Source organism: Brevibacillus sp. AG162 (genome assembly GCF_006715575.1).
Taxonomy (GTDB): Bacteria; Bacillota; Bacilli; order Brevibacillales; family Brevibacillaceae; genus Brevibacillus; species Brevibacillus brevis.
In genome coordinates this window covers 29,893-54,157 of record NZ_VFNO01000011.1, presented here as the reverse complement: position 1 = coordinate 54,157, position 24,265 = coordinate 29,893, and the positions used below count along the sequence as shown (strand labels likewise).

Here is a 24,265-nt window from a genome sequence, read left to right as displayed (position 1 = left end):
AAAATATGGGAAACTATTTATAAAATAGGGGATCATTTATGGAGAAAAAATCAGGAATTTACTTCGGGAAGGAAATTGCCTTAAACAACATAAGAGAAATCCTATTTCACTATCATAATGAAAAAAATGCAGATTATGAGATTATTATTGATTGTAAAGAGTTTGATCCGAGAATCGAATTAGATTCTGAAATAATCGGATCATATGTAAAAAGAGAAGATATGGAAGAATTGAATATGAAATTGCATGGACTACCAGGAAATTTTCGTTGGTGCACATACACGCACTGGCATACCACTACCAAAATCAATGAAGTAAAATATGAAGCATTTGGAAAGGAAACAGTAGAGGGTGAACGGTTGCTACTATTAGAGGATTATACGGGAGAGTTGAATGAGCTCCGATTAAAAATATGCAATCTCCCGCATCATTTACAGTGGGTAACATTGAGGAAAAATAAAGATGGAACATATCCAGATATGCAAGAAAATCTTAGATCATGGTTAAACGAGATCGTACAGCATTAAACTGTTTAAAAATTGCGCCGCTCCATTTGCCAGGAGCGGCGTTATCTTTATCTACCATTGTCATACCGCCTTTTTCAGCGTTTCAATCAATGTCTTCAGATGAGGCAGATTCCGGTTTTTCACCTGGTAGGCCAGATACAAATCGTTATAAACAGTAAAGGACGGGTACATAATCTTTACTTTGTTTCTGGACAAATGATCATCCAGCATGAACGTTGGCAACAGGCTGATGCCAGCGCCATGCTCGATCGCCTTCAGCACACTGTGCAAATCCGGTACGACGTGTGTCGGATGCGTTTGTGGACGCTTCTGGAAATGTTCGCGCCAAAAACGGCGGATGATCGGCAAATCCAAGTCATAGCTGATCCACGGCTGGGAGCATAGCCACGCTTCAAAAGACTCCTTGTCGTCAAACGTTGGTTCCCTGTAATCGGGAGGTGCCACCAAAGCAAATTCCTCTTGCATGTAGGGAATATATTCGACGCCTGGCGCGGAAAGCTTTTGCGACATGACGATGAGGTCTACTTTTTCCTCCAGCAGGAATTCGAGTATCTTGGAAGCGACACCGAGATAGGCGATGACGCGCATTTGATAGCTTCCGATATACGGAGCTAATTTCTCACGGAAAAACTCATGCGCTGACCCGATTCGAATCACGGGTAAAGATGTGGCCGCGTTCGTCTTGAGGGTCTGCGTGGTTTCTTCCAAAGCTTCGATGAGCGGAACCACCTGTGTATAGAGCGCTTTGCCTCTCTCGGTAGGAATCATTTTTCGGGGAGCTCGTGTAAATAATGGCTCACCTACCTCTGCCTCTAAGGAGGCCAGATGCTGGCTCATGGCTGGTTGGGTCATCATTCTCGTTCTGGCAGCTTCCGATACGGAGCTATGCTTATAGATGCTGATAAAGCTTCGGTACCATTCAAAGTCCACCATATTGGCTATCCTTTCTTAACTGAGACGTTTCTGGTGCTGTGCTCCCCATATCGTAAACAAAATTCCGATGACCGTCACGAGCGAAGCGACCCAAGGAACGGCAGGGAGACCTCCTGCAAAGTTAAGATCGATAACAACGCCCCCAATATAGGCACCAAGCGCATTTCCCAGGTTGAAGGCCGCGATGTTCAGTGTCGAAGCGAGCGTAGGAGCTTCCTTGGCTGTGTTCAGCATGTGGAGCTGCAAGCCAGGAACCGTACCAAATGCGGCAATCCCTAAAATAAATACCGTTATCAAGGTGAGCAGCTTATTTTGATCGGTAAAGCTGAACACAGCGAGAACGAGCGCCAGTAAGACAAGTATTCCGAGCAGGGAAGGAAACAGCTTGCGGTCTGCCAGTTTTCCACCGTAAATATTCCCGATGGTAATTCCTACGCCGAATAAGACGAGGATGTACGAAACAGAGCTGGGTGAGAAGCCCGTGATATCCACCAGGATTGGCGAAATGTACGTAAACGCAGTAAATACGCCACCAAATCCGAATACGGTCATCATAAGCGCGATATGAACCGCTGGGCGTTTGAGCACGCCGAGCTCCTGACGCAGACTGGATGTTGCGTTGGCGACCTTCGGGACGAGCATGACAATTCCGATCAAGGCAATGATCCCAATCATCGCGATCGCCCAGAAGGTAGAGCGCCAGCCGTAGGCTTGCCCCAGAAACGTTCCAATTGGTACACCCAAAATATTGGCCAGTGTCAGTCCGGTAAACATGATCGCGATGGCACCCGCGCGTTTTTCCTTGGGAACCAGCTCAGCGGCAATGACCGAACCTACTCCGAAGAACGACCCGTGGGTAAGAGCAGCCAGAATGCGAGCCAGCATCAAAACCGTATAGTTCGGTGCGAGAGCGGCTAGCGCATTTCCCGCGATAAATAAAATCATAAGAAACAGCAAAAGTGCTTTTCGCGGCATTTTGTGGGTAGCCAGCGTGATGATGGGAGCGCCGATAGCGACACCCAATGCATAACCGGTAATCAGGAATCCAGCCATCGGGATGGAAACGTTCAGACTGGTGGCTACCTCAGAGAGTAGGCCCATAATGATGAACTCTGTCATCCCGATCGCAAATGCTCCGAGTGTCAGAGCGTACAAGGCGAGAGTCGATCCTTTGCGAGTGGCCTGATCTCGTTCATAGTGACGGGCCATATTTTCTGTTGCCATGGTAGTGAGTAGCCCTCCTTTCCGGTAAAGAAAAGGCTGATATGTGTTTCGTCTATCAGCCTCACGTGTATTATTCGCCTAATTTGCTTATTACTGCTTCTGTGACAGCGAGCGTAGATTGAGGATTTTGTCCGGTAATCAGGTTGCCGTCGACTTCTACATGTGTGCTCCAATTTGGTGCCGCCACAAAAATGGCACCGAGATCACGGATTCTGCTCTCCAGAAGGAAAGGCAGGTAGGACCCCAAGCCTGTCGCTGCTTCTTCTCTGTCTGTGAAAGCATTCACGCGCTTGCCTGCGACTAGCGGCTGGCCATCGGACAAGGTCGCACCCACGAGCCCGGCAGGACCGTGGCAAACAGCCGCTACGATTTTTCCTGCTTCATAAAAATCTCGCAGTAATTGCTGGAGCTTTTGGTTATCTGGCAGGTCAAACATCGTGCCATGACCACCTGGGAGGAAAATGGCCTCGAAGCCGTCCGCTGTTACGTCATCCAGCTTTTTGGTGTTTTCCAGATGCTTGGCGGCGTCCAAGATTTCTTGCGGTGTTTGGTCGTCCACGCTGCCAGGGTCAATCGGACCAACTCCGCCAAATGGACTTGCTACGGTGATTTCATAGCCTTTGTTTTCGAAGGCCAGATAAGCCTCCGCAAATTCGGACAGCCAGATTCCTGTCTTTTTGCCTTCCTGCATATCTGTATGATTGGTGACTACCATCAAGATTTGTTTTGCCATCTATATTGCCTCCTGTATTTTTTGATGGGGGGTACAGATGCTATTCTAGGGTCGAGTTGCCAATAAAACAAATTATGTTTTATTGGCATATCCATAAATAAATTTATAGATAAAAGATGAAAAGGAAAAAGGCTTAGTGCCCTTGGAGTTCCCAAAGCAAAAGCCTTCTATCATTTTTCCTTTTTAACTCAACGGCTAAATTCCTTTTCGAAAATGGCATTATTAGCGATGACAGGTTCTGGGCCGACCGCATTGATGTTCGTTACCAAAATATCCTTCCCGCCTAAGGTACCACCCGCTAACGTTTCAAACCCATGAATGCCGCCGCCATGTCCCCAATAGGTCTTTCCATTCGGCAGTGTCACCTCATAAAGTCCAAGTCCATATTTGCCAAAAGGTGAGTCCACACCTGTTGTCATTTGTTTCATCATCTCGTCATTTAATAGTTTTCCACCCAAAAGCGCACTGAAAAAGGTGGTCAAATCTTTGCCTGTCGAGATCATTTCCCCCGCAGCATTCGCCCATGAAGGATTATACTCTGTGAAATCATACAGCTTCCCTGCCTGATTCATGTTATAGCCTGTTGCATGCTGGCCCGGGATTTTTGGATTACTGCCACTAAAGGATGTATCTGTCATCTGAAGCGGGTCGAGGATGCGTTTCTTCATCTGCACATCGTACGTTTCTCCTGTCACCTTCTGAATAACAAGACCAGCTAACACGGTATTTGTATTCGAATAGTCCCAGCCTGCTCCCGGTTGAAATACTGGCGGCTTTGCCAGTCCCATACGTACAAGGTCATCAACAGTATATTGAGGGAATGAGGTAGCGTACCGCATGTCTGTACTCGTATAGCTTGCAATCCCGCTTGTTTGGTTCAATAACTGACGAATCGTGATTTTGTTGCCGTCATACCCATTGCCCTTTACCACACCTGGGAGCCATTTTTCTACCGAATCATCCAGATTCAGCTTTTTCTCCTGAGCCAACTGTAAGACAAGGGTAGCAACAAACGCCTTTGTGACACTGCCAATACGGAAAGTAAAGTCTGGCTCCATCGGATTTTTATGATCGAGGTTGGCTACACCCGCTGCATAAGACCAGTATTCTCCGTCTCTTAACCCAGCAGCCACTATGCCAGGGATTTCCTCGCTTTTTGCTTTCTCATCAATGAAGTGTTTCACTTCTTCCCCATGTTCTTGGGTCGCTTGATCCGGAGTGGATGGTTGCTTGGCTTGTCCCGAGAATTCAGTCATCTGGATGTTCTCCATATGAGGAACGGCACCTTCTAATACGTTGATACTCATCGCGATCACATGCTCGCCGTCCTTTGTTCCACCTGCGAAGTTGGTGAATCCAGGAATACCGCCTTGATGCCCCCAGATGGTGACGCCATTCGGCAATGTTACTTCCTGAATACCGAGTCCGAACTTCCCGTGTGGAGTAGCTACAGTGGTCAACATTTCTTTTTGAATCTCAGGTGTTAACAATTTTCCGCCCAATAAAGCACTGAAGAACGTTGTTAAATCTTTCGCAGTCGAGATCATCCCCCCTGCTGCGTCTGCAAACGAAGGGTTAAGGTCCGTCATATCCATTAATGTACCGGCATTGTTAAAGTATCCATTCGGACTGTTTTCCGGAATGGATTGTGAGTTTTCCGGTAAAAGCGTTTCTTTTAGTTGAAGCGGCTCCATAATTCGTTTCTTGATTTGCTCTGCGTACGTTTCTCCTGTGACCTTTTGGATAATGAGTTTCATCAGCACTGTATTGGTATTCGAATATCCACCCGTGGTCGGTTTTTGCTTTAATGCACGAGAAACGAGTTGTTCGGCTGTAAACGTTTGAGTGGAGTTCTGGAGTAAACTTTGCCTAAGTTCAGCATCTAAGTAGTCTGCAACTCCACTCGTATGATTTAATAACTGACGAATCGTAATTTTGTTACCGTCATATCCGTTTCCTTGCACGACACCTGGCAGCCATTTTTCCAACGAGTCATCGAGGCTTAGCTTCTTTTCCCCAGCTAGTTGCAGAGCAACTACACCGACGAATGTTTTCGTTATACTCCCGATTCGAAAGGAATAGTCAGCTTCCATCGGTTTCTTGCTTTCGATATTCGCTTCGCCGGAAGCATACGACCAGAAATCCGTTCCCTTCATTACTGCAAAGATGACGCCTGGAATGTTTTCGCTGGCAGCAGCTTTATCAATCGCTTCTTTCGTTTTGGCATGATCTGTATTCTGTTGTTGCGTGATTGTTTGGTTCACACCCGCTTCGGCACAACCGTAAGTAGGAAGTATCAGCGTTCCTATCAATAAGGCAGATAAAGTCAGTGACGCTCCTTTTTGCATGTGGAATGGTTTCATTTCTTTTCGCTCCTCTTAAGTTGAAGTGTGTTGTCTCACGCATTTACCTTATTCTCTAGGCTGTAAAATCACATAGTGACAATACCGTTCTATCTATGTATGACATCGTGCCGACCCATCATATTTATGGCATGATAGAATGTCATAGGAGCTATATGACACTGCTCATTCTGCTTGACGAATCGGGAAATAATGATGCATGATGAGTCAGAAACATTCGGGAAATTCCTTACCATTCAAACGAGCAGGAGTACATGACAAATGTTATCCATGATAAAAAAATGGTTCTGGTACAATTGGGTGATTTTTGCCTTGCGAACGATTTGGCTAGGTATCATCGTCATCGCAGATGTTATGTATCCGGCAATCGTAGCCGTTCCGTTCGGAGTCATCATCCTGATTGCCTTTTTGGTTTATGCCATTCCATTGATCATTCCATATAAAAAAGAAAATGGGTATCTGGCTGTTGAAGTCGTAATGACAGGCTTTTTTTATCTATTTGTGGCCTATGTAGCGCCTGGATTGATTTGGTCTTTCGTTTTACTGGTGATCATTATTGGTGTGGCCAGTAGTCGCAGAACGTATATGTGGACGGGAATCTCTAGTGGGATTATTTTTCCGGCTTTGAACGGGTTGATTACCAATCGCCTTCCGTACGAGTTCATGTTTAGTTGCAGCTTTGGTTTTGCGATTGGTATGGCGTTTAGCATATTAATTGAGTCTCATAAGCAAGCTCGAATCATTCAAGAACAGAAGCAATTACTGGAGCAGCATATTAAGCAAATCGAAGAGCTTACACTGATCGAGGAACGTAATCGGCTGTCACATGAGTTGCATGACACGATTGGGCATTCGTTAACCTCTTTGCTTGTGGGCGTTGAATCACTCCGATCCTCGGTTCCTGATTCACAGATTGAACGAGTCGATAAACTTGTCTCAATAGCACAAGGCAGCCTGGATGATATCAGAAAGCATTTGCATCAGCTCTCTCATGCTCGGTTCAACCAGTCGCTAAGTGAGTCGCTATTGGAACTGACGGAAGAATTTATGAAGGCAACAGGTGTAACGGTCAACTTCCGAGTGATCGGCAGTGAGACGCTCGTTATGCAAAAAATGAGCATTTGTTTATATCGTTGCCTGCAAGAATCGCTTACAAATGCGGTTCGTCACGGCCAAGCAAGTGTGATATCTGTTGATCTGTATTTCGAAAGTCAGCAACTCCGTTTACAAATCGAAGATAATGGCAACGGAATAGAATCCATCGAGTTCGGCTTAGGACTAAAGGGAATGAAGGAAAGGCTTGAGCAACAGCAAGGTACGCTGTCTGTTCATTCGCAATCAGGGCAAGGAACTGTTGTCATTTGTAATGTTCCTTTACAGGTAGAGGCTGGACAGGGAAGTATCCGCCTGCTTATTGTTGACGATCAGGTAATGATTGCCGACAGCTTGCAGCAAATCTTAAGCCAGCAGGACAACTTTATCGTTGTGGGAACAGCTAGTGACGGGCAAGAAGCTTTAGAACAGTGTGAGCGACACCAGCCGGATATCGTGTTAATGGACGTGCAGATGCAAGGGATGAACGGACTGGAGGCCTTCCTTCAAATGAAAAAACGTTGGCCGAACATGAAGGTTGTGATCATGACAACGTTTGGGGATTCCGTACAGGCAGCAACAGCATTGGAGCATGGGGCGGAAGGATATATGGTGAAGTCTACTCGTCCAAAAGAGATGATGGAAGCGATGAAGCTCATCTATAGCGGGGGAACGTGGCTTGATCAGTCGATCGCCACGCGCGTATTCGAAGAGATGAAGCGCCAACGTGAGCAGTTAGAGAAGTACAGCCCGAATGATCCGTATGGATTGACGAAACGGGAAAGGGAGATTTTACAGCTTTTAACGGATGGGCTTCGCTACAAATCGATTGCCACCAAACTCTATTTATCGGAGGGAACGATACGGAATTACTGTTCCACCCTTTATTCGAAGCTCGGTGTCAGCAACCGGGAAGAAGCAATTGAACTGGCGAGAATCGAGAGTATCCTATAGATGACAAAAAGACGGGAGAAATCCCGTCTTTACTCTTCCGGTGTTCGATCCAGGAACAGCCGCGTTACCTTTGTGTAATCCCCTTTTTCCACTTCTTCTTTCGTCGCCTTTTCTTCCAAAGGATCATGACCGTTCATGCTTGGCGCTACTGTGGGCTCGTGCTCGGCAGAACCTCGCTTTTTCTCCATGATTCACCACTCCTTTTGCCAGTAGGGTGTGATGGATGGCTTATTCTTATCCCCCGATTGCAGCATATGACATTGGATGCTATTTCAAAAGTACCGATCTTCAAGATCCGGTGCTTTTTTTGATGACAAATTGTCATATGGGGCAGGGAGAAACCGCTGGTAACAGGGCGTCTCAAACTTATGACAAAACGCTACTTGTTGTACAGGCAGTACCCATGCCATACTTTGCGCCAACGAAGCTTTTAGGAGGAAAGAGAAATGAACTTTTACAGAAGTAGCATCGTCGCGGTATCGATTTGTGGTCTACTCATAACAGGATGCACGAATACAGCTCCATTAACCGAGATGGACAGCGAACAACAAGGGAAGAAGGCAGAACATCTAAGTCCAAAAGAATGGTTAGAGCTGAACTCTTTTCAATTGAATAGCGCTGAGCCTGGGACTGATCTTAAAGATATTGAACCGCTGCGCCAAATGATCGGTTCTGCTTCAATCGTAGGTTTAGGTGAGGCAAATCATGGAAGTCGTGAAATTTATACGATGAAACACCGGTTTGTTGAATTTCTCGTCATGGAAATGGGCTTTACCACCCTTGTATTAGAAGAAAACTGGGGCAACGCATTGAAACTTGATCATTACGTTCTCACAGGAGAAGGGAATCCGAGTAAATTCCTAATGCCTATATTTCAAACAAAAGAAATCGTAGACATACTGGAATGGATGCGTGAGTACAATGCCGATCCCGAGAACGAAAAGAAACTGCGGGTGGTCGGAATGGATGTACAAAATGTCAGCGAAAATGTATACGATGAGATCAGACAGTATATAAAAAAATATAAGCCTGACCTGCTGCCCCGTGTGAATAATAAAATGAAGGAACTTGCCGAAGTTACGAAGGACCTGGAAACCTATTCAGCTTTGCCACAGGCCATTCAGGAAAAACATCAGGAGCAAGCGAAAGAAATCACGGAAATATTGGAACAAAACAAAAGCAGTCTGAACGGCCAATCCAAGGAGTTTGCAAGGATTAAGCAACACGCCAAGGTCATTGAGCAATTTACTGGCATGTTTTTCAACTTCTCGGAGAATCCATCTGAATTCTTTTTGAAGCATGATATCGCGATGTTTGAGAATGCGAAGTGGGCTCATGAACAGCTGGGAAAAACAATCGTATGGGCTCACAATGGGCACATCGCAAAGAACAATATGTTGCAAGAGGTATACCCGAAGCTCGCCGGTCAGCATTTACTGGAGCATTATGGAAAGGAATATGTAACGATTGGAACTTCATTCGGGAAAGGCGATTATAACGCGTTTAACCTTGAAAATAAAATTGTTCCAGCTACCATTCAATTGAATGATCCAAAAACATTCAATCATACTCTGGATCAAGTCTCAAAGGATCAATACTTTGTTGATTTACGGAATGCTACAGGTCTCACCCAAAAATGGTTAGAGGAAGAACAGCCGTTTTTGATCGGATTCGGTTCTGCTGATCCAAGCAAACCAAACACTGTAACAACTTCGCTTGGGCAAGCATTTGATATTCTCATTCATATAGATACAGTGAGCGCTGGCGAGCTTGTTCGTTAAATAGCAGAAAGAAACCGGCATTTACCCAAGAGCACTGGGCAAAATGCCGGTTTTATTATACAAGAAACCCCATCAAGCGCTTCACATTGTCGGTGTTTTCGCGGGATGTCAGCGACTCCAGCAAGGTGAATGCCACATCAAAAGCGGTCGATGGATTGTAAGAGGTGATGATATTGTTGTCGATGACGATGGATTGGTCAGGGATGACAGTGGCACCCATCGCTGCCAGCTGCTTTTGTCTCAGTTGGTTGTTTAGGTTGTAAGTCGTTGCCTTCCGTCCTTGCAAAATCCCGCTTTTCCCGAGGGGCAGTGCACCGACACAGATGGAGGCGATCACTTTGCCTTGCTTTTCAAATTCACGTATGAAAGCGAGAACGTCCTCGCGATAAGCATCTTCATAAAACCCTGCATGCTCAAAACCGCCAGGCAGTGCCAGCGCATCGAAGTCATTTACATCCGCATCGTCGATCACCATCTCGGGGATCACGGTAAAATTCCACGTGCATTTCAACTCTTTGCGCGTTCCCACCGTCACCAGCTCCGTTGTTCCGTCGCCCTCTTCCTTGTTCCAGCCGATTACGTCTGTAAATACGCTAGCCTCTACTGCTTCAAAGCCATTCGGTAATAACAAGCACACTTTTTTCATCGAAAATCAGCTCCTCTATTCGAATCGTTCAAGCCGTACCGGTACTTACCAAGAATCATATGCTATCATTGGTTATTAGTAAAAATGAAAGTTCTGAAGATGATCTTCAGGATTTCTAATAATAAACATGCGGGCAAGGGGGAGCCAGGATGGAGATTCGCCAATTTCAAACCTTTAAGGCAGTCGTCGATTTCAACAGCTTTACGAAGGCTGCGCAAGCCCTGCAATATTCGCAGGCGACCATTACCTCTCATATTCAGCAGCTGGAAGAAGGAATGGGTGTCCCCTTGTTTGATCGACTCGGAAAGAAAATTCAGTTGACCGCCTATGGCCGCGAGCTGTACACGTATGTCGAGGAGCTGCTGGTCTCCTATGCGAAGATCAAGGATATATCGGCAAATGAGCAATCACTGCAAGGAGAGCTGCGCATCGGAGCCTCGGAGACAATTACGATCTATCGGTTGGGAGACATTTTGTCCAAGTACAGAGCGAGCTACCCGGGCGTAAATATTTCATTTGTGATGGACGACTGCATTCGTTTGCGGGAAAAGCTGCATGAAGGTCTATTGGATATCGTGATCACGCTGGAGCCACAGCTCGATGATCCGAATCTGGTCGTGGAGCAGTTCTCTACCGAGCGGCTGGTTTTTATCGGGGGACGCGATCATTCCTTTGAAAAAATAGAGGATGCTGGCGAGGAATGTATGGTTTTCAGCGGAGAGCATTGTGCTCTGCGGCGGTTTTTTCAACGATTCTTGGAAAAAAGGGAGATAAAGCCGAAGCATCACCTGGAATTCTCCAGTATGGAAGCGATCAAGCAGAGTGTGGCGAACGGGCTAGGCGTAAGCTTGATGCCGTATATTAGCGTCGAAGCCCTGTTGAATGAGCAAAAAGTAAAAATGATAGCGTGCGAGGAAGAGTTGTTGTTCTATGCGCAAATTGCCTACCATAAAAACAAGTGGCTCTCACGGGCGCATAAGAAGTTTATTGATTTCATGCTGGAAAGTCGGTGCGAAAGCTGAGTATCCTCCAATAGCCATCCTGTTTGTCCAGCCCTTCAGAAAAATGAAGCCCCAAAAGTGTTGACTCTTACCTTAAGGGGAGGGATTATGCTGGATCTAACAAAAGGATGGGAGGAATACAGAATGCAACCAGAACAGGATAGAGGGTCTATCAGTAGTAAGAACAAGGGAATGAGGTGGTGGGCAGCTGTTTTGTCCAGTTGGGGAATTTTCGTAGTTGCTCTGTTTGCGGCTACCGCCGTTGGACAGACCGTATCGCGCATGGGAGGCTCCCAACTGATCGTACACGGCTTGCAAGCGGTCCTGCTCACATCCATTGTCGTGCCTTTGCTATATTGGCTGCTGAAGAAGTCAGGGCGCAAACCGTTTCGTGCGATCGGGTTGTCGTCGGTAAAGCAAGCTGTCCTCCCGTGTATGGCTGGAGCGGGGCTGGTTATTATCCTTTCCGGTTCGGGTTTCGCTATTGCCGAATGGTTAGGTTGGATACACATAACGGAATTTCATTTCTCGATACAGTTGTTGTCAACAGCGATGTTGAATGTAGTGATCGCCTTTTTCTATGAAGCGTTGCCGGAGGAGCTTTCCTTTCGCGGAGCCGTGTTTAGTGCACTGGGGGAGCGTTTTAGCAGAGTCGCCGCTTTATTTCTTCAACCTGTCCTATTCACGCTCGCACCGGTAGCTGTAACCGGACTGCACCATCTCACAGGATTTGAGCCCGCCGCCATATCAGTCGACTATATCATCTTATTGCTAACCTTTGGGTTCATTCTTCAACTGCTGCGCCTTGTGACGGACAGCTTGTGGACCTCTATTGGCTTTCATCTGGCTTATCTGTTCACCACCCGATTCATCGTCCTTCAGCGGGAGACGCGCTTCCTCACCTACGAAGAAATGGTGCCGGGTACGGGAGAACTATTTATCATCTTTGTGATGACGCTTCTTGTTGGGATTCTTATACTGCTCACGCTAGGTATCGTACGGAGAAGGACCATCGGTTGGCGGAAAACAGGAGGCTACAAGCATGTATAGCGTAGGGCAATTAGCCAAACGAACCGGAGTAACGATAAAAACTTTGCATTACTATGAACAGCTGGGATTGCTGTGCCCTTCGAGGGACCCCAAGTCCGGATATCGCATGTACTGCGAAGAAGACATCATGAAGCTGCAGGAAATTTCCGTATTGAAAGAGATGGGATTTCGACTGTCGGAGATCCAGGCTATCATGGAAAAATCGTCGCCGCCTCAACCAGTTGAAACGGCGACCACCGTCAAGGGACAAGCATGGAAAACGGTCATTGCCAGACAGCTTGAAGCTGTACATGCCAAACAAAAGCATCTCCAATATATTGAAACGCTGCTTACAACGGTTCAATACGCGTTAGAAGTAACTGACCATGTCGATATCGAAGAAATCATGCGTTTTATGAAAGAACTGAATGCGCCCGAAAAGATAAGCAAAGAGCAATATCGCAGCGGGTATTTTACGGAGGATGAATTACGTAAGCTTCCTGACTTGAAGAATGACGATCCGTTAGCGTTGGAATGGGCCAAGCTGCTGAATGACATTGGCTCTCATTTGAATGAGCCTGCCGATTCTCCGGATTCCCGTCGGCTTGCAGCCCAAGTGATGGACATTAGTGACAAGCTGTTTTCAGATGATGAAGAACTGTCTCTAAAATATTGGGAATTTATTCGTCCTCGTGATGGAGAGACTCCCTCCCTTTATGGGATGAGTCGTGAGGTGATGGATTATATCGAGCGTATTCTTGACCATTACATTGATTCCGAATGATAGAGAGGTCCGACTCTTTTCATGGATAAACATGAAGCAACCAGTGTGTTTCGGTATTCAACCGGGACAAGACTGGTTTTTTATTTTTTAGAAAATTCAACAAACACATTTGACATTCGTTTTTCTTCAATGCTAAGATCAAAGTGAAAGTAAACGAAAGGAAATAAGAAACAAAACGAAACAATATAATTTATGATCGTAAGGAAGTGAAGTCATATGCTGGCAGCCGAACGGCACAGCAAGATCCTCGAACAATTGAAAGCAGAACAGAGCGTAACCGTCAGCCAATTGAGTCTGGCGCTGGATGTGTCTGAAGTAACGATCCGAAAAGATTTGATCAAGCTCGAAAACGACGGATTGCTGACGCGTATTCACGGAGGCGCGACGATTACGAATTTCTTGCCATTGGAGCGCAGCTTCACGGAAAAGCTGGAAGAGAGAAGCGAAGAGAAGCAAGCGATTGCCCATCAAGCGCTGTCACACATACAGCCGGGGGACACAGTTATTCTCGGGGCAGGGACCACGATGATGGAGCTCGCCAAGCTGCTGCGCGGCTTAAATGATCTGACGGTCGTGACGAATGCGGTCAACATCGCCATGGAGCTGAACAGTCAAGGCAAGCATCACGTCATCTTGATCGGTGGAGAGATGCGTCACAAATCATTTGCGCTCGTTGGTTCTGTCGCAGCGGACAATTTGCGAGGACTTTCTGTTTTCAAATGCTTTATCGGGGCAGATGGGGTTCATCCGGAAAATGGGCTGACGACGCTCAATCTGGCAGAAGCGCAAATCAACCAAGTCATGATGGAACGCGCCAGAAAAGTCTACGTGCTGGCTGACCACAGCAAGTTCGGAGAAACGCATTTGGCGAAGTTCGCCGGGGTGTCCGATGTCGATCGGATTATTACGGATGCGGCAGCACAGCATCTTGTCAGCAAGTATGTGGAGCTGGGCATCAACCTGGAGCTGGCGAGCTTGCAGGGCGTGACCAGGTAAACTACCAGATCAGAAAGGAAACGGGGGATCGATATGGCGTTGGTATCATCGACACAAATGCTGCGCACAGCAAGGGAGCAAGGATATTGTGTGGGGGCATTCAACGTACACACGATGGAAATGCTCCAAGCAGTAGTGGAGGCGGCTTGCGAAGCAGACGCACCGCTCATTTTACAGACCACAGTCGGAACGGTCCGGCATCTCGGACCGGAGTATGTAGCAGCAATCGCCCGGGTAGCCTCAGAGGAGGCCCGGGTGCCGATTGCCCTGCATTTGGATCATTGTCATGAAGAGGAACTGATTGTGCGATGTATCGAAGCGGGTTATACATCGGTCATGATCGATGCGTCAATGCATCCCTTTGCGGAAAATGCGGAGATGACGCGGCGTGTAGTGGAGCTGGCTAGGGAGCGCGGTGTCAATGTGGAGGCAGAGCTCGGCAAGGTCGGGGGCGTGGAGGATGATCTCGTCGTCGACGATGCAGATGCTGCGCTAGCTGATCCGATTGAGTGCGAGAGGTTTATCGAGTTGACTGGCGTGGATACGCTGGCTCCAGCCATTGGTACGGCTCACGGGATTTACAAAGGGGAGCCGCGCATTGATTTTGCTCGCATCGAAGAGATTGCTCGTCGTGTTTCTGTACCGCTTGTGTTGCACGGCGGCTCGGGAATTCCCGAGGAGCAGGTGAAGCGGGCGGTTCAGCTCGGCATGGCAAAAATGAACGTAGCGACAGAGCTGCGTATCGCGTTTTCACAAGCGATCAAGGGCGTATTTGACAGCAACCCGCAGGAAAACGACCCGCGCACCTATATGAAGCAGGCCAAGCAGGCAGTCAAAGAAGTCGCGCTCGCCAAGATGGAGATGTGCGGTTGTGTTGGAAAAGCGAATGTACGTTAACGAAAAAAAGACAGGAAGGGACGATTTTACATGCGTATAAACCTCGATGATGCACAAGCGTTGCGCGAACTGGACACGATTTCTGCCCTGCAAGATACGGAAAGCTACGATGAACAGTTTAAAACAGGTCTACAATTATCTGATAGTTTAGATGTATCTAATATTTCTGTTAAAATTGAAAGCATTGTCGTGCTTGGTACTGGTGGCGGTTCGGCTGCGAGCGTCAATTTGATCAAGTCGTATTTGTTTGATGAGCTGCAAGTGCCGCTCCAGTTAAATCAAGGCTACACCATCCCAGCTTTTGTAGATGCGAAGACGCTTGTCATCGTCGTTAGCCACTCCGGCAATACAGAAGAAGTCGTCAGCGGCTACGAAGCGGCCATCGCCAAAGGTGCCCAGATCGCCGTCATTACGGCGGGCGGAAAAGTATTGGAGATGGCTCGTGAACACAATCATGCGTGCTTGCTCGTGCCGGGCGGAATGATGCCGCGAATCGTACTCGGCTACATTTTCCTGCCGATTCTCGCCATCCTGACGAAGCTCGGGCTGATTTCCGACAAGCGTGCGGAGGTCGAAGAGACGATTGCCCTGTTCGAAAAGTGGAAGCACATTTACGGAACGGACTCTCCGATTGAGAAAAACGAAGCCAAACAAATCGCCATCGAGATGGATGGACTGATACCCGTTGTGTACGGAACGCTGCCGTTTTTCGATGCTCCTGCATGGCGTTGGAAAAACCAGCTCGGGGAAAACAGCAAGCTGATGGCATTTTGGAACGCCATTCCGAGTCTTCACCACGACGAGGCTGTGGGTTGGGATTCGCCGTCCGCGCTGCTGAAGGGCGTTCATTTTACGCTCATTCGCGATCAGGAGGACAGCGAGAAGACGACCCAACGTGTAGAGATCAGCGCTGACATTTTGCGTGAGCGGGCTGGTGGGGTAAGGGTGGTTCATTCCCACGGCGTGTCCCGAATGGCTCGCTTGTTTTCGATCGTGTACTTGGCTGACTTTGTGTCGTTGTACGCTGCTCTGATCCGCGGGGTTGATCCAACCCCTGTAGAAGTGATCAATTTGTTCAAACAAAAAATGGGGCAGCCGCTCGTTACTGTGCAGGTGAGATAGCATGCTCGTAACGGTCACACTGAACGCGGCCATCGATAAGACGTATCGCCTCTCGCATTTTTGTGCAGGAGAGCTGCATCGCGCGGGGGATGTACTGAGCTTGCCCGGCGGAAAAGGGCTAAATGTAGCGCGTGTAGCGAAAGCATTGGGGCAGGATGTAGTCGCAAGCGGTTTTGTCGCCGGTCACAACGGGAGGTTCATCGTGGAAGGCTGCGAACGTGAGGGGATTATGTCCTCCTTTATCGAAACGAGCGGAGAATCCCGGCTGTGTCTCGCTTTTCTCGACGAACAGGAAAAAACGGTGACAGAAGTGCTAGAGCAAGGTCCTGCGCCCAGTGAAGAAGAGATCAGTCGCTTGCAAACGCGTTTGATCGAGCTGGCGGATCAGGCGCAGTACATGGTTTTTTCCGGAAGCTTGCCAGGCGGCGTTCCAGCCGAAACATACGCTGCACTCATCCGAGGTATCGCCGGGAAAGGAACCGCTTGCGTGCTCGATACAAGCGGCCAGGCACTGCTGGAAGGAATAAAAGCAACACCCTCGCTCATCAAGCCCAATCGACCGGAAGCGGAAGCGATTCTCGGATTTTCGCTGGATAGCGATAATGCACGTTGCAGAGCGATACGCGAGCTGCGTGAGCGCGGTGCCCAGCGAGTCCTACTCTCGTTAGGGGCGGAGGGCGCGTGGTTCGGCGATGGCAAGGAGACGTGGCGTATTTCCGCGATTCCCTTAGGGGATACCGAAGTGAAAAATACAGTGGGCTGCGGTGATTCCATGCTTGCGGGTGTCCTTGTCGGACGGCTGCGAGGCTTGGCTTGGCCAGATGCCATTTGGCTGGGGATGGCATGCGGTGCCGCGAATACACGGTCGTTTGGAGCGGGCATGATCGAACCGGACGATGTGCAGAGGTTGAGAAGTCAGCCGATGCATGTGGAGCAAGTCGAGTAGAAGAACGGGTTCAGAAGGGAGGAGCAGCATGCGCCATGTAATTGGCCTCGATGTCGGTGGTACGACAATGAAAGGGGCGGTCATGGACGAGAATGGGCGAATTCTCCTCCGGGCTGCCAAGGAGACAAAGGTTCATAACAACTTGCCCATCTTGATCGAGCGAATGGCTGCCTTGATTAAAGAACTGCGGGATCAATCACCCGTTCACATAGAGGCAGTAGGGATCGGATTTCCTGGTCCTTTTGATGCGGAAAATGGGATATCGGTTCACTCGCCCAACTTTCAATTGCACCACGCAGACTTGCGGACACCACTCGCGAAGCTGGTGGAGCTGCCGCTTTTTTTTGAAAACGATTTACGGACAGCTGCGCTCGGAGAAGCCATATTCGGTGCGGGCAGGAAAGTAAGTCACCTCGTTTTCGTGCCGCTTGGTACGGGGATAGGGGCAGGGATTGTTAACGAAGGCAAGCTCGTCCGCGGCAGTCACGGATTCGCGGGAGAGATTGGTCATGTGTGTTATCCAGGGCTTACGGCTCCATGCAATTGCGGCAAGCTCGGTTGTGTAGAGACGGTCGCATCTGCCACAGGTATTGCCAGACTGGCGCGTGAACGCTTGGACAAGGAACTCGATGCAAATCCACAGCAAGCAAAAGCTTCTCCTCTGTTTACTCTGTGCGATGGACAGATCGAGCGGATTACGGCTGAGCAGGTGGCTATGGCAGTGGAACAAGGTGATGCGGTGGCGGCCTGCGCATGGAACGAAGCGTGTGAAGTAACGGGCTGGGCTTTGTCTGTGCTGGTAAACGTGTGCAACCCGCAGCTCGTAGTGATCGGGGGTGGGGTTTGCCGGGCTGGGGAGCTGTTGCTGGCCCCCGTACAAGCGAGTGTACAACGGTACGCCATGGAAGTCGTTCATCAACAGACAAAGATCGTTTTGGCCGAGCTCGGCGCAGATGCAGGAATGCTCGGTGCTGGCGCCTTGGCCCTGCAAGCAACGAGTAAGGAACAAGGAACCGTGAAATCGTGAAATTGTAAAAAGAGGAGTGTACATCGATGCATCAACGGTATGACTGGGCAAATCATCAGCTGTTAGAGCGAAATCGCTTGGCGGCGCGGGCTTACTTTTTGTCCTACCCGGAAGAATCGGGAGCACTGACCTATGAAAGAGGCGCGACACCGTGGTTTCAATTGTTGAATGGGCATTGGCAGTTTGCATACGCAGAATCACCGCTGCATGTGCCGGAAAACTTTTTTGCCGCCGATTATGATGCGACGGAGTGGGCCCGAATTCAGGTGCCGGGGCATTGGCAGCTCCAAGGATACGGCAAACCGCATTATACGGACTTGTACTATCCGTTTCCCGTGGATCCGCCGCATGTCCCGTCAGAGAACCCGACAGGCTGCTATTTGCGAGAGTTTACGGTTGCGCCTGACTGGAAAAATCAGCAGGTAATCCTGCGGTTTGAAGGGGTCGACAGCGCTTTTCATGTGTGGCTGAACGGAAAGGAAGTCGGCTATAGCCAAGGAAGCCGCTTGCCATCTGAGTTTGATGTGACGGAGCTGTTGCAGGAAGGCAGGAATCGCTTGGCTGTGCAAGTGTACCAATGGTCGGACGGTACGTATGTTGAGGATCAGGATATGTGGTACTTGAGCGGGATATTCCGGGATGTTTCCCTGATTGCCAGACCGAGGCTGCATGTGAGAGATGTGGCAGTCGTGACTGATCTGGATGATGAATTCCGCCATGGTGTGCTGCGCGTACGTGTCCATGTAGAAAATAGTTCCGCTGCTGCCTATGACAGAGTGAGCGTGACCGCAAAGCTGCTGGATCAATCCTATACGCTTGTCGCTTCGCTGACCGACACCGAAGCAGGCGAGCTGGCAGCCGGGCAGGAAAAGGTCGTGATCTTGGAGTTTCCGGTGCAGGAGCCGAAAAAATGGTCGGCGGAGGAGCCGAACCTGTATCACCTGCTGCTTGCGATTGAGCAGGAGTCGGGCGAAAAGACAGAAGTCATCCCGATTCGCGTGGGCTTCCGACGGATCGAAGTAAAAGGAAACAACTTCTTCGTGAACGGTGTAGCGATTCGCCTAAACGGTGTGAACCGCCATGATCATCATCCCGATCTTGGGCGTGCAGTTCCGTATGAAACGATGCGCGAAGATGTGCTCATGATGAAGCGTCACAACATCAACGCCGTTCGTACCGCGCATTACCCGAACGATCCGCGCTTTTACGATTTGTGCGACCAGTACGGATTGTATGTCATGGACGAAACCGATTTGGAGACGCATGGCTTCCAGTTAACCGGGAACATTAGTCAGCTGAGCGATGATCCAGAGTGGGAGCAGACATACGTGGAGCGCATGGAGCGTATGGTGGAGCGGGACAAAAACCATCCGTCGATCATCATGTGGTCGCTCGGCAACGAATCCGGCTTCGGCTGCAATTTCCGGGCAATGGCCGCTTGGTGCCGACAAGCGGACCCGACCCGCCTCATCCACTACGAGGAGGATCGCGAAGCAGAAGTGTGCGACGTATTCTCCACCATGTACTCCTCGGTAGAAAAAATGATTCAGCACGGTGAAAATGAACATCTGCAAAAGCCACATATCATGTGCGAGTATGCTCATGCCATGGGGAATGGACCCGGCGGCTTGCGCGACTACGCCAATGTGTTTGACAAATATCAACGCCTGCAGGGCGGTTTTGTGTGGGAATGGATTGATCACGGCTTGCGTCAATATACGCCGGATGGGCGAGAGTACTATGCCTACGGAGGAGACTTCGGGGACTACCCGACGAATGGCAACTTCGTCATCGACGGCCTGATTCGTCCGGATCGCACCCCATCCCCTGGATTACTCGAATACAAAAAAGTGATTGAGTCGATTGTCGTAGAAGCGACTGATTTGGAAAGCGGGCTCGTCACCATTACGAATCGCTATGATTTCCGCACGCTTGCGCACGTGAGAATGGTTTGGAGTGTGACAGCAGACGGACAAGTGGTGCAGAGCGGAACGCTGTCGCTGCCACATACAGAAGCAGGAAGCCGCACCATTGTAGCTGTTCCGTATACCTTGCCTGCGCAGGTACAGGATCGAACCGACTACTGGCTGACGCTCTCCTTTGTGCTGGATCAAGATGAGAGCTGGGTACAGGCAGGACATGAGCTAGCTTGGGCACAATTTGCCTTGCCAGTGACCGCTGCCAAACAGGTTACGGTCGCTCCCCATCAGCCTGTGTTCGGCAGAGTAGATATGAAAGAAACGAAAACGGAGGTCACTCTTACTGGAGCAGATTTTCAGTTCGTTTTTGACAAAGGGAGCGGTGTGCCGACGAGCTGGGTGTTTGCTGGCAAGGAGCTGCTGGTGGCAGGACCTCGTCTCACGTTTTGGCGTGCTCCGATTGACAATGACATGTACGTAGTCGAAGAGTGGCGCAAGGTGTACCTGGATCGTTTGCAAAACCGCGTGGAGCATGTAAGCATCCTGCAGGAGCGAGAAGATCGGGTGGTCATTACCTGCGATGTACGGATTGCTCCGCCTGTATACGACTGGGGGTTTGCGTGCCGCTACACGTATACTGTGTTCGGAAATGGCGAGGTGCAGGTAGATGTTCAAGGCACACCCAAAGGCACCCCGCCAGCGATGCTGCCGCGAATCGGCTTGAAGCTATTGGTCGCCAAAGATATGGAGCGTGTCTCGTGGTATGGTCGTGGCCCGGGAGAGGCGTATATCGACAGCAAGGAAGCCAATCGCATGGGGGTGTATCACGCGAGCGTGGATGAGCTGTACACGCCGTATGTGTTTCCACAGGAAAATGGCAATCGCACGGACGTCAAATGGATGTCGATCACGGATCAGAGAGGCATTGGACTTTTCGCGATGGGTCAACCGACCTTGGAATTTAGCGCACTTCGCTATGATACGGACGATCTGGAGCAAGCGAAGCACACGACAGATCTCGCAAAACGAGAGTATGTGACACTGCATCTCGATTATCGGCACAACGGGTTGGGTAGCAATAGCTGCGGACCTAAGCAATCGGAGCAGCATGCCTTGCGTCCAGAGGAGTTCCAGTTCCAAATGAGATTAACGCCTTTTTCAAAGGATACGATTTCTCCGATTCAGCTGTATAAGCGGAACTTGTGTGACTAACGATGTTGTTCTCGAAGGCATCGCCGAAACGTTGTACAATTTAGTTGAAGAATGAATAGTGCAACTAATCAAAATTCGGTGGTGGTTCTGTCACATGAAGTCATGGTCGCTCTTTCCGCGCAGAAGCATTCATGTCAAGCTGCTCGCTTTTATGCTGATTGCAGCCATTATTCCGCTGATTACGCTAGGGAGTATGGCGTATTGGAAATCGTCGATGGTCGTTCGCGAGCAATTTAGCAAGTCAGGCGAGTATATCGCTACCCAGCTGCAAATCCAGATCGACAACTACCTGAGTCAAATGCGATACATGGCCTATGACATCAATACGTACGTGTCAGACCCGACGTTGGTCGTCATGCGGGAGGAACAGCCGAAGACGTACACGGGCTTCCTGGAACAAAAAAACTTCGAGCGATACCTGGGGGCGCACCGCAACCTTGATACAAAAGGCATTTTTATCGTGACGCCCTCCGGTTACTTTTTCGGAGAAAATGTGATCAATGGACAGGATCTGATGCGGGAATGGTGGTGGAAGGGACTGCCCGCCAAGCTGGATGAGGAGCAATGGATTGGGTTTTACACACCGCGGCATTACGTCGGTTTTCAGGATGAGGCGGAGCTGCGGAATCAGGAGAAGGTGCTTGGTCTGGTCGTTCCCGTTCTCAGCGGTTATGGTGTGTTGAAAGATAGTCGGATATTGATCGAAATGAAGGCAGGCAAGCTGTTTCAGTTGTTTGAACAGCTGGAAAAGGACATGAGTGCGTACGTGACGATTACAGCCAAAAATGGCGAGCTGATTTACCAGACGGCGGGTACATTTGTCCAGCAAGAGAGCGATGTCGTTTGGAACAAGCCGCTGGAGTCCAACAACTGGGTGATTCAAGTGCGCTTGCCGTACGAGCAAATGAACCGCTCTGCGGAAGTGATGCAATCCTTCTTTATCGCAGCGCTGATTCTTTCGGCAGTGCTGGCACTCCTTTTGGCGTATTTATTTTCCAGACGAATTACAGGCAAAATCAAACGACTTCAAGAAACGATGCGTTTGGTCGGAACAGGCGAGCTGCAGACGCGGGCAGAGGTAGACACAGAAGACGAGCTGGGGCGGTTAGGGGTGAGCTTCAACCAGATGGTGAGGCGGATTCAGACGCTAATCGCCGAGGTGAGTCGAACCGAGCAGTTAAAAAAAGAAGCAGAGCTGCGGGCCGTTCACTACCAGATCAACCCGCATTTATTATTCAATACACTCAATTCCATCCAATGGAAAGCAAGATTATCTGGTGCCAATGAAATCGGCAATATGCTCTATCATCTCATCAAAGTGCTAGAGGGCAACCTCGACATCACGCAGGAGCTCGTCCCGTTGGAAAAGGAACTGCAAACCGTCGAGCATTTTCTGCAAATCCAAGAGCTCCGCTACGGTCCTGTTTTTCAATTTGAACAGACCGGAGTAGAGGCTTGCCGTCGATATTTGATCCCGCGAATGACACTTCAGCCGCTTTTGGAAAATATCTTCTTCCACGCATTCGAAGACGGGCACGGAACGATTCGGATCAGTGTCAGTGAAAAAGAAGGGCTTGTGACGCTGCTGTTGCAAGATGACGGCGCAGGAATTGTGCCGGAGCGATTGGCTAGACTTCTCGATCCTGATCTGGAGCGTTCCAGCAAACGAGGACTCGGCGTGTACAACGTCGATCAGAAGTTCAAGCTTCATTTCCGTATGGAGCACGGCATGAAGATTTCATCTGTCAGAGGAGAAGGAACCACAATTCAAATCACATGGCCGAAAAGGGAGGAAATTCCTGATGAGCATCAAGGTAATGATTGTGGATGACGAAGTGCTGGTGCGAAGAGGACTGAAGGCAATGGTGCCATGGAGTCGCTACGGGATGGAAGTGGTAGCGGATGCACCGAATGGCCGGAAAGGCTGGGAGGCTTTCCTGCAAGTACAGCCCGAGCTGGTGATTACGGACATCGTCATGCCGGAAATGGATGGACTGGAGCTGTGCAGGCGGGTGAAGGAGCAGGCTCCACAAACAAAGGTGCTCCTGCTCAGCTGTCACCGCGATTTTTCTTTTGCCCAGCAGGGAATCTCTCTCGGGGTATCCGGATATTTGTTGAAGACCGAGTTCCAGGATGAGGAATGGGGTACGTTGTTGGAAAAGCTGCGGACTGAGCTAGCTGGCGAGAGTGCGCGACCTGAAAAAATTCGTGAACGCCCTGATGAATGGAAGAGGGAATTCGGTTCGTGGTTGACTGGCTTGAGCCGGGATTTCGAGCAAAGCTTGTCCTCCCTCCTGCAATCACACTGGTCGTGGATGAACGATTCCATACGTGTATGGCTCTTGGAAGGGATGGGCAGCAGTGCAAATGGCGAGGAGCAGGAGCGCGCATGGATTACACGGGAGCTGGACAGCCAATGGGAGTGGATCGCATGTGGCGATATCCGTTTTTTGCTGACGCCCGCAGGTACTGGCAGGCAGGTAGAATCCTTGCTCGTGGAATGGAAGCTGGCTGGAAAGGTGACGAGCTGGGAGACAGCAAGCCCGTTTGCTGGACTCGAAGCGTGGATTCAGACGGTACGGATGCTTTACCAGCGCACGGAGCGGGCGCGCAAGTACGGCGTCATTCAAGACCCGTGGCAAGAACCGATCAAGCAGGCCGTTCATTACGCGCTCGATCGTCTGGATACGCCATTGACAGTCAGTGAGGTAGCTTCACAGGTGGGACTAAGCCGCAGTCATTTTAGCGTGATGTTTAAAAAGGGAGTAGGCGAGAGCTTCGGAGAGTTTCTCGATAAACGCCGGATAAAAATGGCCCGAGCGATGCTGGATGAAACAGCTCTGTCCATTCAGGAGGTAGCTGAGCGAGTCGGTCTTCCTGACGCGAAATACTTCAGCAAATGGTTTAAAAAATGTACAGGGATGACCCCGAGCCACTATCGTTTCAAACAAAAGGAGGAGTCCAGTCGAACAATCGTCCACTCCACCGCGCAAACCTGAACAAAGCGATAAAAAGGAAACAAATTCACACACTATTGCGAACAGTTGGCGGTTTCACCGTTTTTTTCCCTTCATTAAAA

At 49.3% G+C, this 24,265-nt stretch carries 20 protein-coding genes; 14 read left to right on the top strand and 6 right to left on the bottom strand.

The window, feature by feature from the left end; genetic code table 11:
* The first annotated feature begins 38 nt into the window (after positions 1 to 38).
* The gene (locus FB479_RS25125) at positions 39 to 527 is read left to right on the top strand and encodes a hypothetical protein (protein ID WP_142067119.1); all 489 of its coding nucleotides are present in this window, start codon (positions 39 to 41) and stop codon (positions 525 to 527) included.
* 60 nt (positions 528 to 587) lie between these two features.
* Here the strand turns inward: FB479_RS25125 and FB479_RS25120 are convergent, their stop codons facing one another.
* From FB479_RS25120 to FB479_RS25105, 4 genes are all read right to left on the bottom strand, one after another.
* Positions 588 to 1,460, bottom strand: coding sequence for a LysR family transcriptional regulator (locus FB479_RS25120; protein ID WP_142067118.1), 873 nt, complete (start codon positions 1,458 to 1,460; stop codon positions 588 to 590).
* A 15-nt stretch (positions 1,461 to 1,475) separates the two neighbouring features.
* The gene (locus FB479_RS25115; RefSeq protein WP_142067117.1) at positions 1,476 to 2,684 is read right to left on the bottom strand and encodes an MFS transporter; all 1,209 of its coding nucleotides are present in this window, start codon (positions 2,682 to 2,684) and stop codon (positions 1,476 to 1,478) included.
* 70 nt (positions 2,685 to 2,754) lie between these two features.
* On the bottom strand, positions 2,755 to 3,417 hold the full coding sequence (locus FB479_RS25110) for a type 1 glutamine amidotransferase domain-containing protein (RefSeq protein WP_142067116.1): 663 nt from the start codon (positions 3,415 to 3,417) through the stop codon (positions 2,755 to 2,757).
* A 188-nt stretch (positions 3,418 to 3,605) separates the two neighbouring features.
* Positions 3,606 to 5,780 carry a serine hydrolase domain-containing protein gene (locus FB479_RS25105; RefSeq protein ID WP_142067115.1) on the bottom strand — a complete coding sequence of 725 codons (2,175 nt, stop codon included), beginning with the start codon at positions 5,778 to 5,780 and terminating at the stop codon, positions 3,606 to 3,608.
* Positions 5,781 to 6,041: 261 nt separating this feature from the next.
* On the opposite strand from FB479_RS25105, the gene FB479_RS25100 reads away from it, so the two are divergent.
* The gene (locus tag FB479_RS25100) at positions 6,042 to 7,826 is read left to right on the top strand and encodes a helix-turn-helix transcriptional regulator (protein ID WP_142067114.1); all 1,785 of its coding nucleotides are present in this window, start codon (positions 6,042 to 6,044) and stop codon (positions 7,824 to 7,826) included.
* A gap of 29 nt (positions 7,827 to 7,855) precedes the next feature.
* Here FB479_RS25100 and FB479_RS30645 read toward each other — a convergent pair whose 3' ends face one another.
* The gene (locus FB479_RS30645; RefSeq protein ID WP_185746417.1) at positions 7,856 to 8,014 is read right to left on the bottom strand and encodes a hypothetical protein; all 159 of its coding nucleotides are present in this window, start codon (positions 8,012 to 8,014) and stop codon (positions 7,856 to 7,858) included.
* Between the two features lie 258 nt (positions 8,015 to 8,272).
* Between FB479_RS30645 and FB479_RS25095 the strand changes: the two genes are divergently transcribed.
* On the top strand, positions 8,273 to 9,607 hold the full coding sequence (locus FB479_RS25095; protein WP_142067113.1) for an erythromycin esterase family protein: 1,335 nt from the start codon (positions 8,273 to 8,275) through the stop codon (positions 9,605 to 9,607).
* A 55-nt stretch (positions 9,608 to 9,662) separates the two neighbouring features.
* On the opposite strand, the gene FB479_RS25090 is transcribed toward FB479_RS25095, so the two are convergent.
* Entirely contained in the window at positions 9,663 to 10,253 is a 591-nt protein-coding gene (locus FB479_RS25090; protein WP_142067112.1) for a DJ-1/PfpI family protein, read from the bottom strand.
* Positions 10,254 to 10,402: 149 nt separating this feature from the next.
* Between FB479_RS25090 and FB479_RS25085 the strand changes: the two genes are divergently transcribed.
* From FB479_RS25085 to FB479_RS25035, 11 genes are all read left to right on the top strand, one after another.
* Positions 10,403 to 11,275 carry a LysR family transcriptional regulator gene (locus FB479_RS25085; RefSeq protein ID WP_142067111.1) on the top strand — a complete coding sequence of 291 codons (873 nt, stop codon included), beginning with the start codon at positions 10,403 to 10,405 and terminating at the stop codon, positions 11,273 to 11,275.
* Between the two features lie 123 nt (positions 11,276 to 11,398).
* On the top strand, positions 11,399 to 12,304 hold the full coding sequence (locus tag FB479_RS25080; protein ID WP_185746416.1) for a CPBP family intramembrane glutamic endopeptidase: 906 nt from the start codon (positions 11,399 to 11,401) through the stop codon (positions 12,302 to 12,304).
* Entirely contained in the window at positions 12,297 to 13,067 is a 771-nt protein-coding gene (locus tag FB479_RS25075) for a MerR family transcriptional regulator (protein ID WP_106657298.1), read from the top strand. Before FB479_RS25080 ends, FB479_RS25075 begins: the two co-directional genes overlap by 8 nt.
* Before the next feature lie 216 nt (positions 13,068 to 13,283).
* Positions 13,284 to 14,063 (top strand): DeoR/GlpR family DNA-binding transcription regulator, encoded by a 780-nt coding sequence (locus FB479_RS25070; RefSeq protein WP_142067110.1) that lies wholly within the window; start codon positions 13,284 to 13,286, stop codon positions 14,061 to 14,063.
* A gap of 33 nt (positions 14,064 to 14,096) precedes the next feature.
* A complete protein-coding gene (locus FB479_RS25065; RefSeq protein ID WP_106657296.1) occupies positions 14,097 to 14,960 on the top strand; it encodes a class II fructose-bisphosphate aldolase in 864 nt (287 codons plus the stop codon).
* Between the two features lie 30 nt (positions 14,961 to 14,990).
* Positions 14,991 to 16,082 (top strand): bifunctional phosphoglucose/phosphomannose isomerase, encoded by a 1,092-nt coding sequence (locus FB479_RS25060; protein ID WP_142067109.1) that lies wholly within the window; start codon positions 14,991 to 14,993, stop codon positions 16,080 to 16,082.
* A 1-nt stretch (position 16,083) separates the two neighbouring features.
* Complete coding sequence (locus tag FB479_RS25055; RefSeq protein ID WP_142067108.1) at positions 16,084 to 17,028, top strand: 1-phosphofructokinase family hexose kinase; 945 nt, start codon at positions 16,084 to 16,086, stop codon at positions 17,026 to 17,028.
* A 28-nt stretch (positions 17,029 to 17,056) separates the two neighbouring features.
* Entirely contained in the window at positions 17,057 to 18,055 is a 999-nt protein-coding gene (locus FB479_RS25050) for an ROK family protein (protein ID WP_142067107.1), read from the top strand.
* Between the two features lie 26 nt (positions 18,056 to 18,081).
* Positions 18,082 to 21,186 (top strand): beta-galactosidase subunit alpha, encoded by a 3,105-nt coding sequence (gene ebgA, locus FB479_RS25045; protein WP_142067106.1) that lies wholly within the window; start codon positions 18,082 to 18,084, stop codon positions 21,184 to 21,186.
* Between the two features lie 94 nt (positions 21,187 to 21,280).
* The gene (locus FB479_RS25040) at positions 21,281 to 23,017 is read left to right on the top strand and encodes a cache domain-containing sensor histidine kinase (RefSeq protein WP_142067105.1); all 1,737 of its coding nucleotides are present in this window, start codon (positions 21,281 to 21,283) and stop codon (positions 23,015 to 23,017) included.
* Complete coding sequence (locus tag FB479_RS25035) at positions 22,989 to 24,185, top strand: response regulator transcription factor (RefSeq protein WP_142067104.1); 1,197 nt, start codon at positions 22,989 to 22,991, stop codon at positions 24,183 to 24,185. Before FB479_RS25040 ends, FB479_RS25035 begins: the two co-directional genes overlap by 29 nt.
* Positions 24,186 to 24,265: the final 80 nt, after the last annotated feature.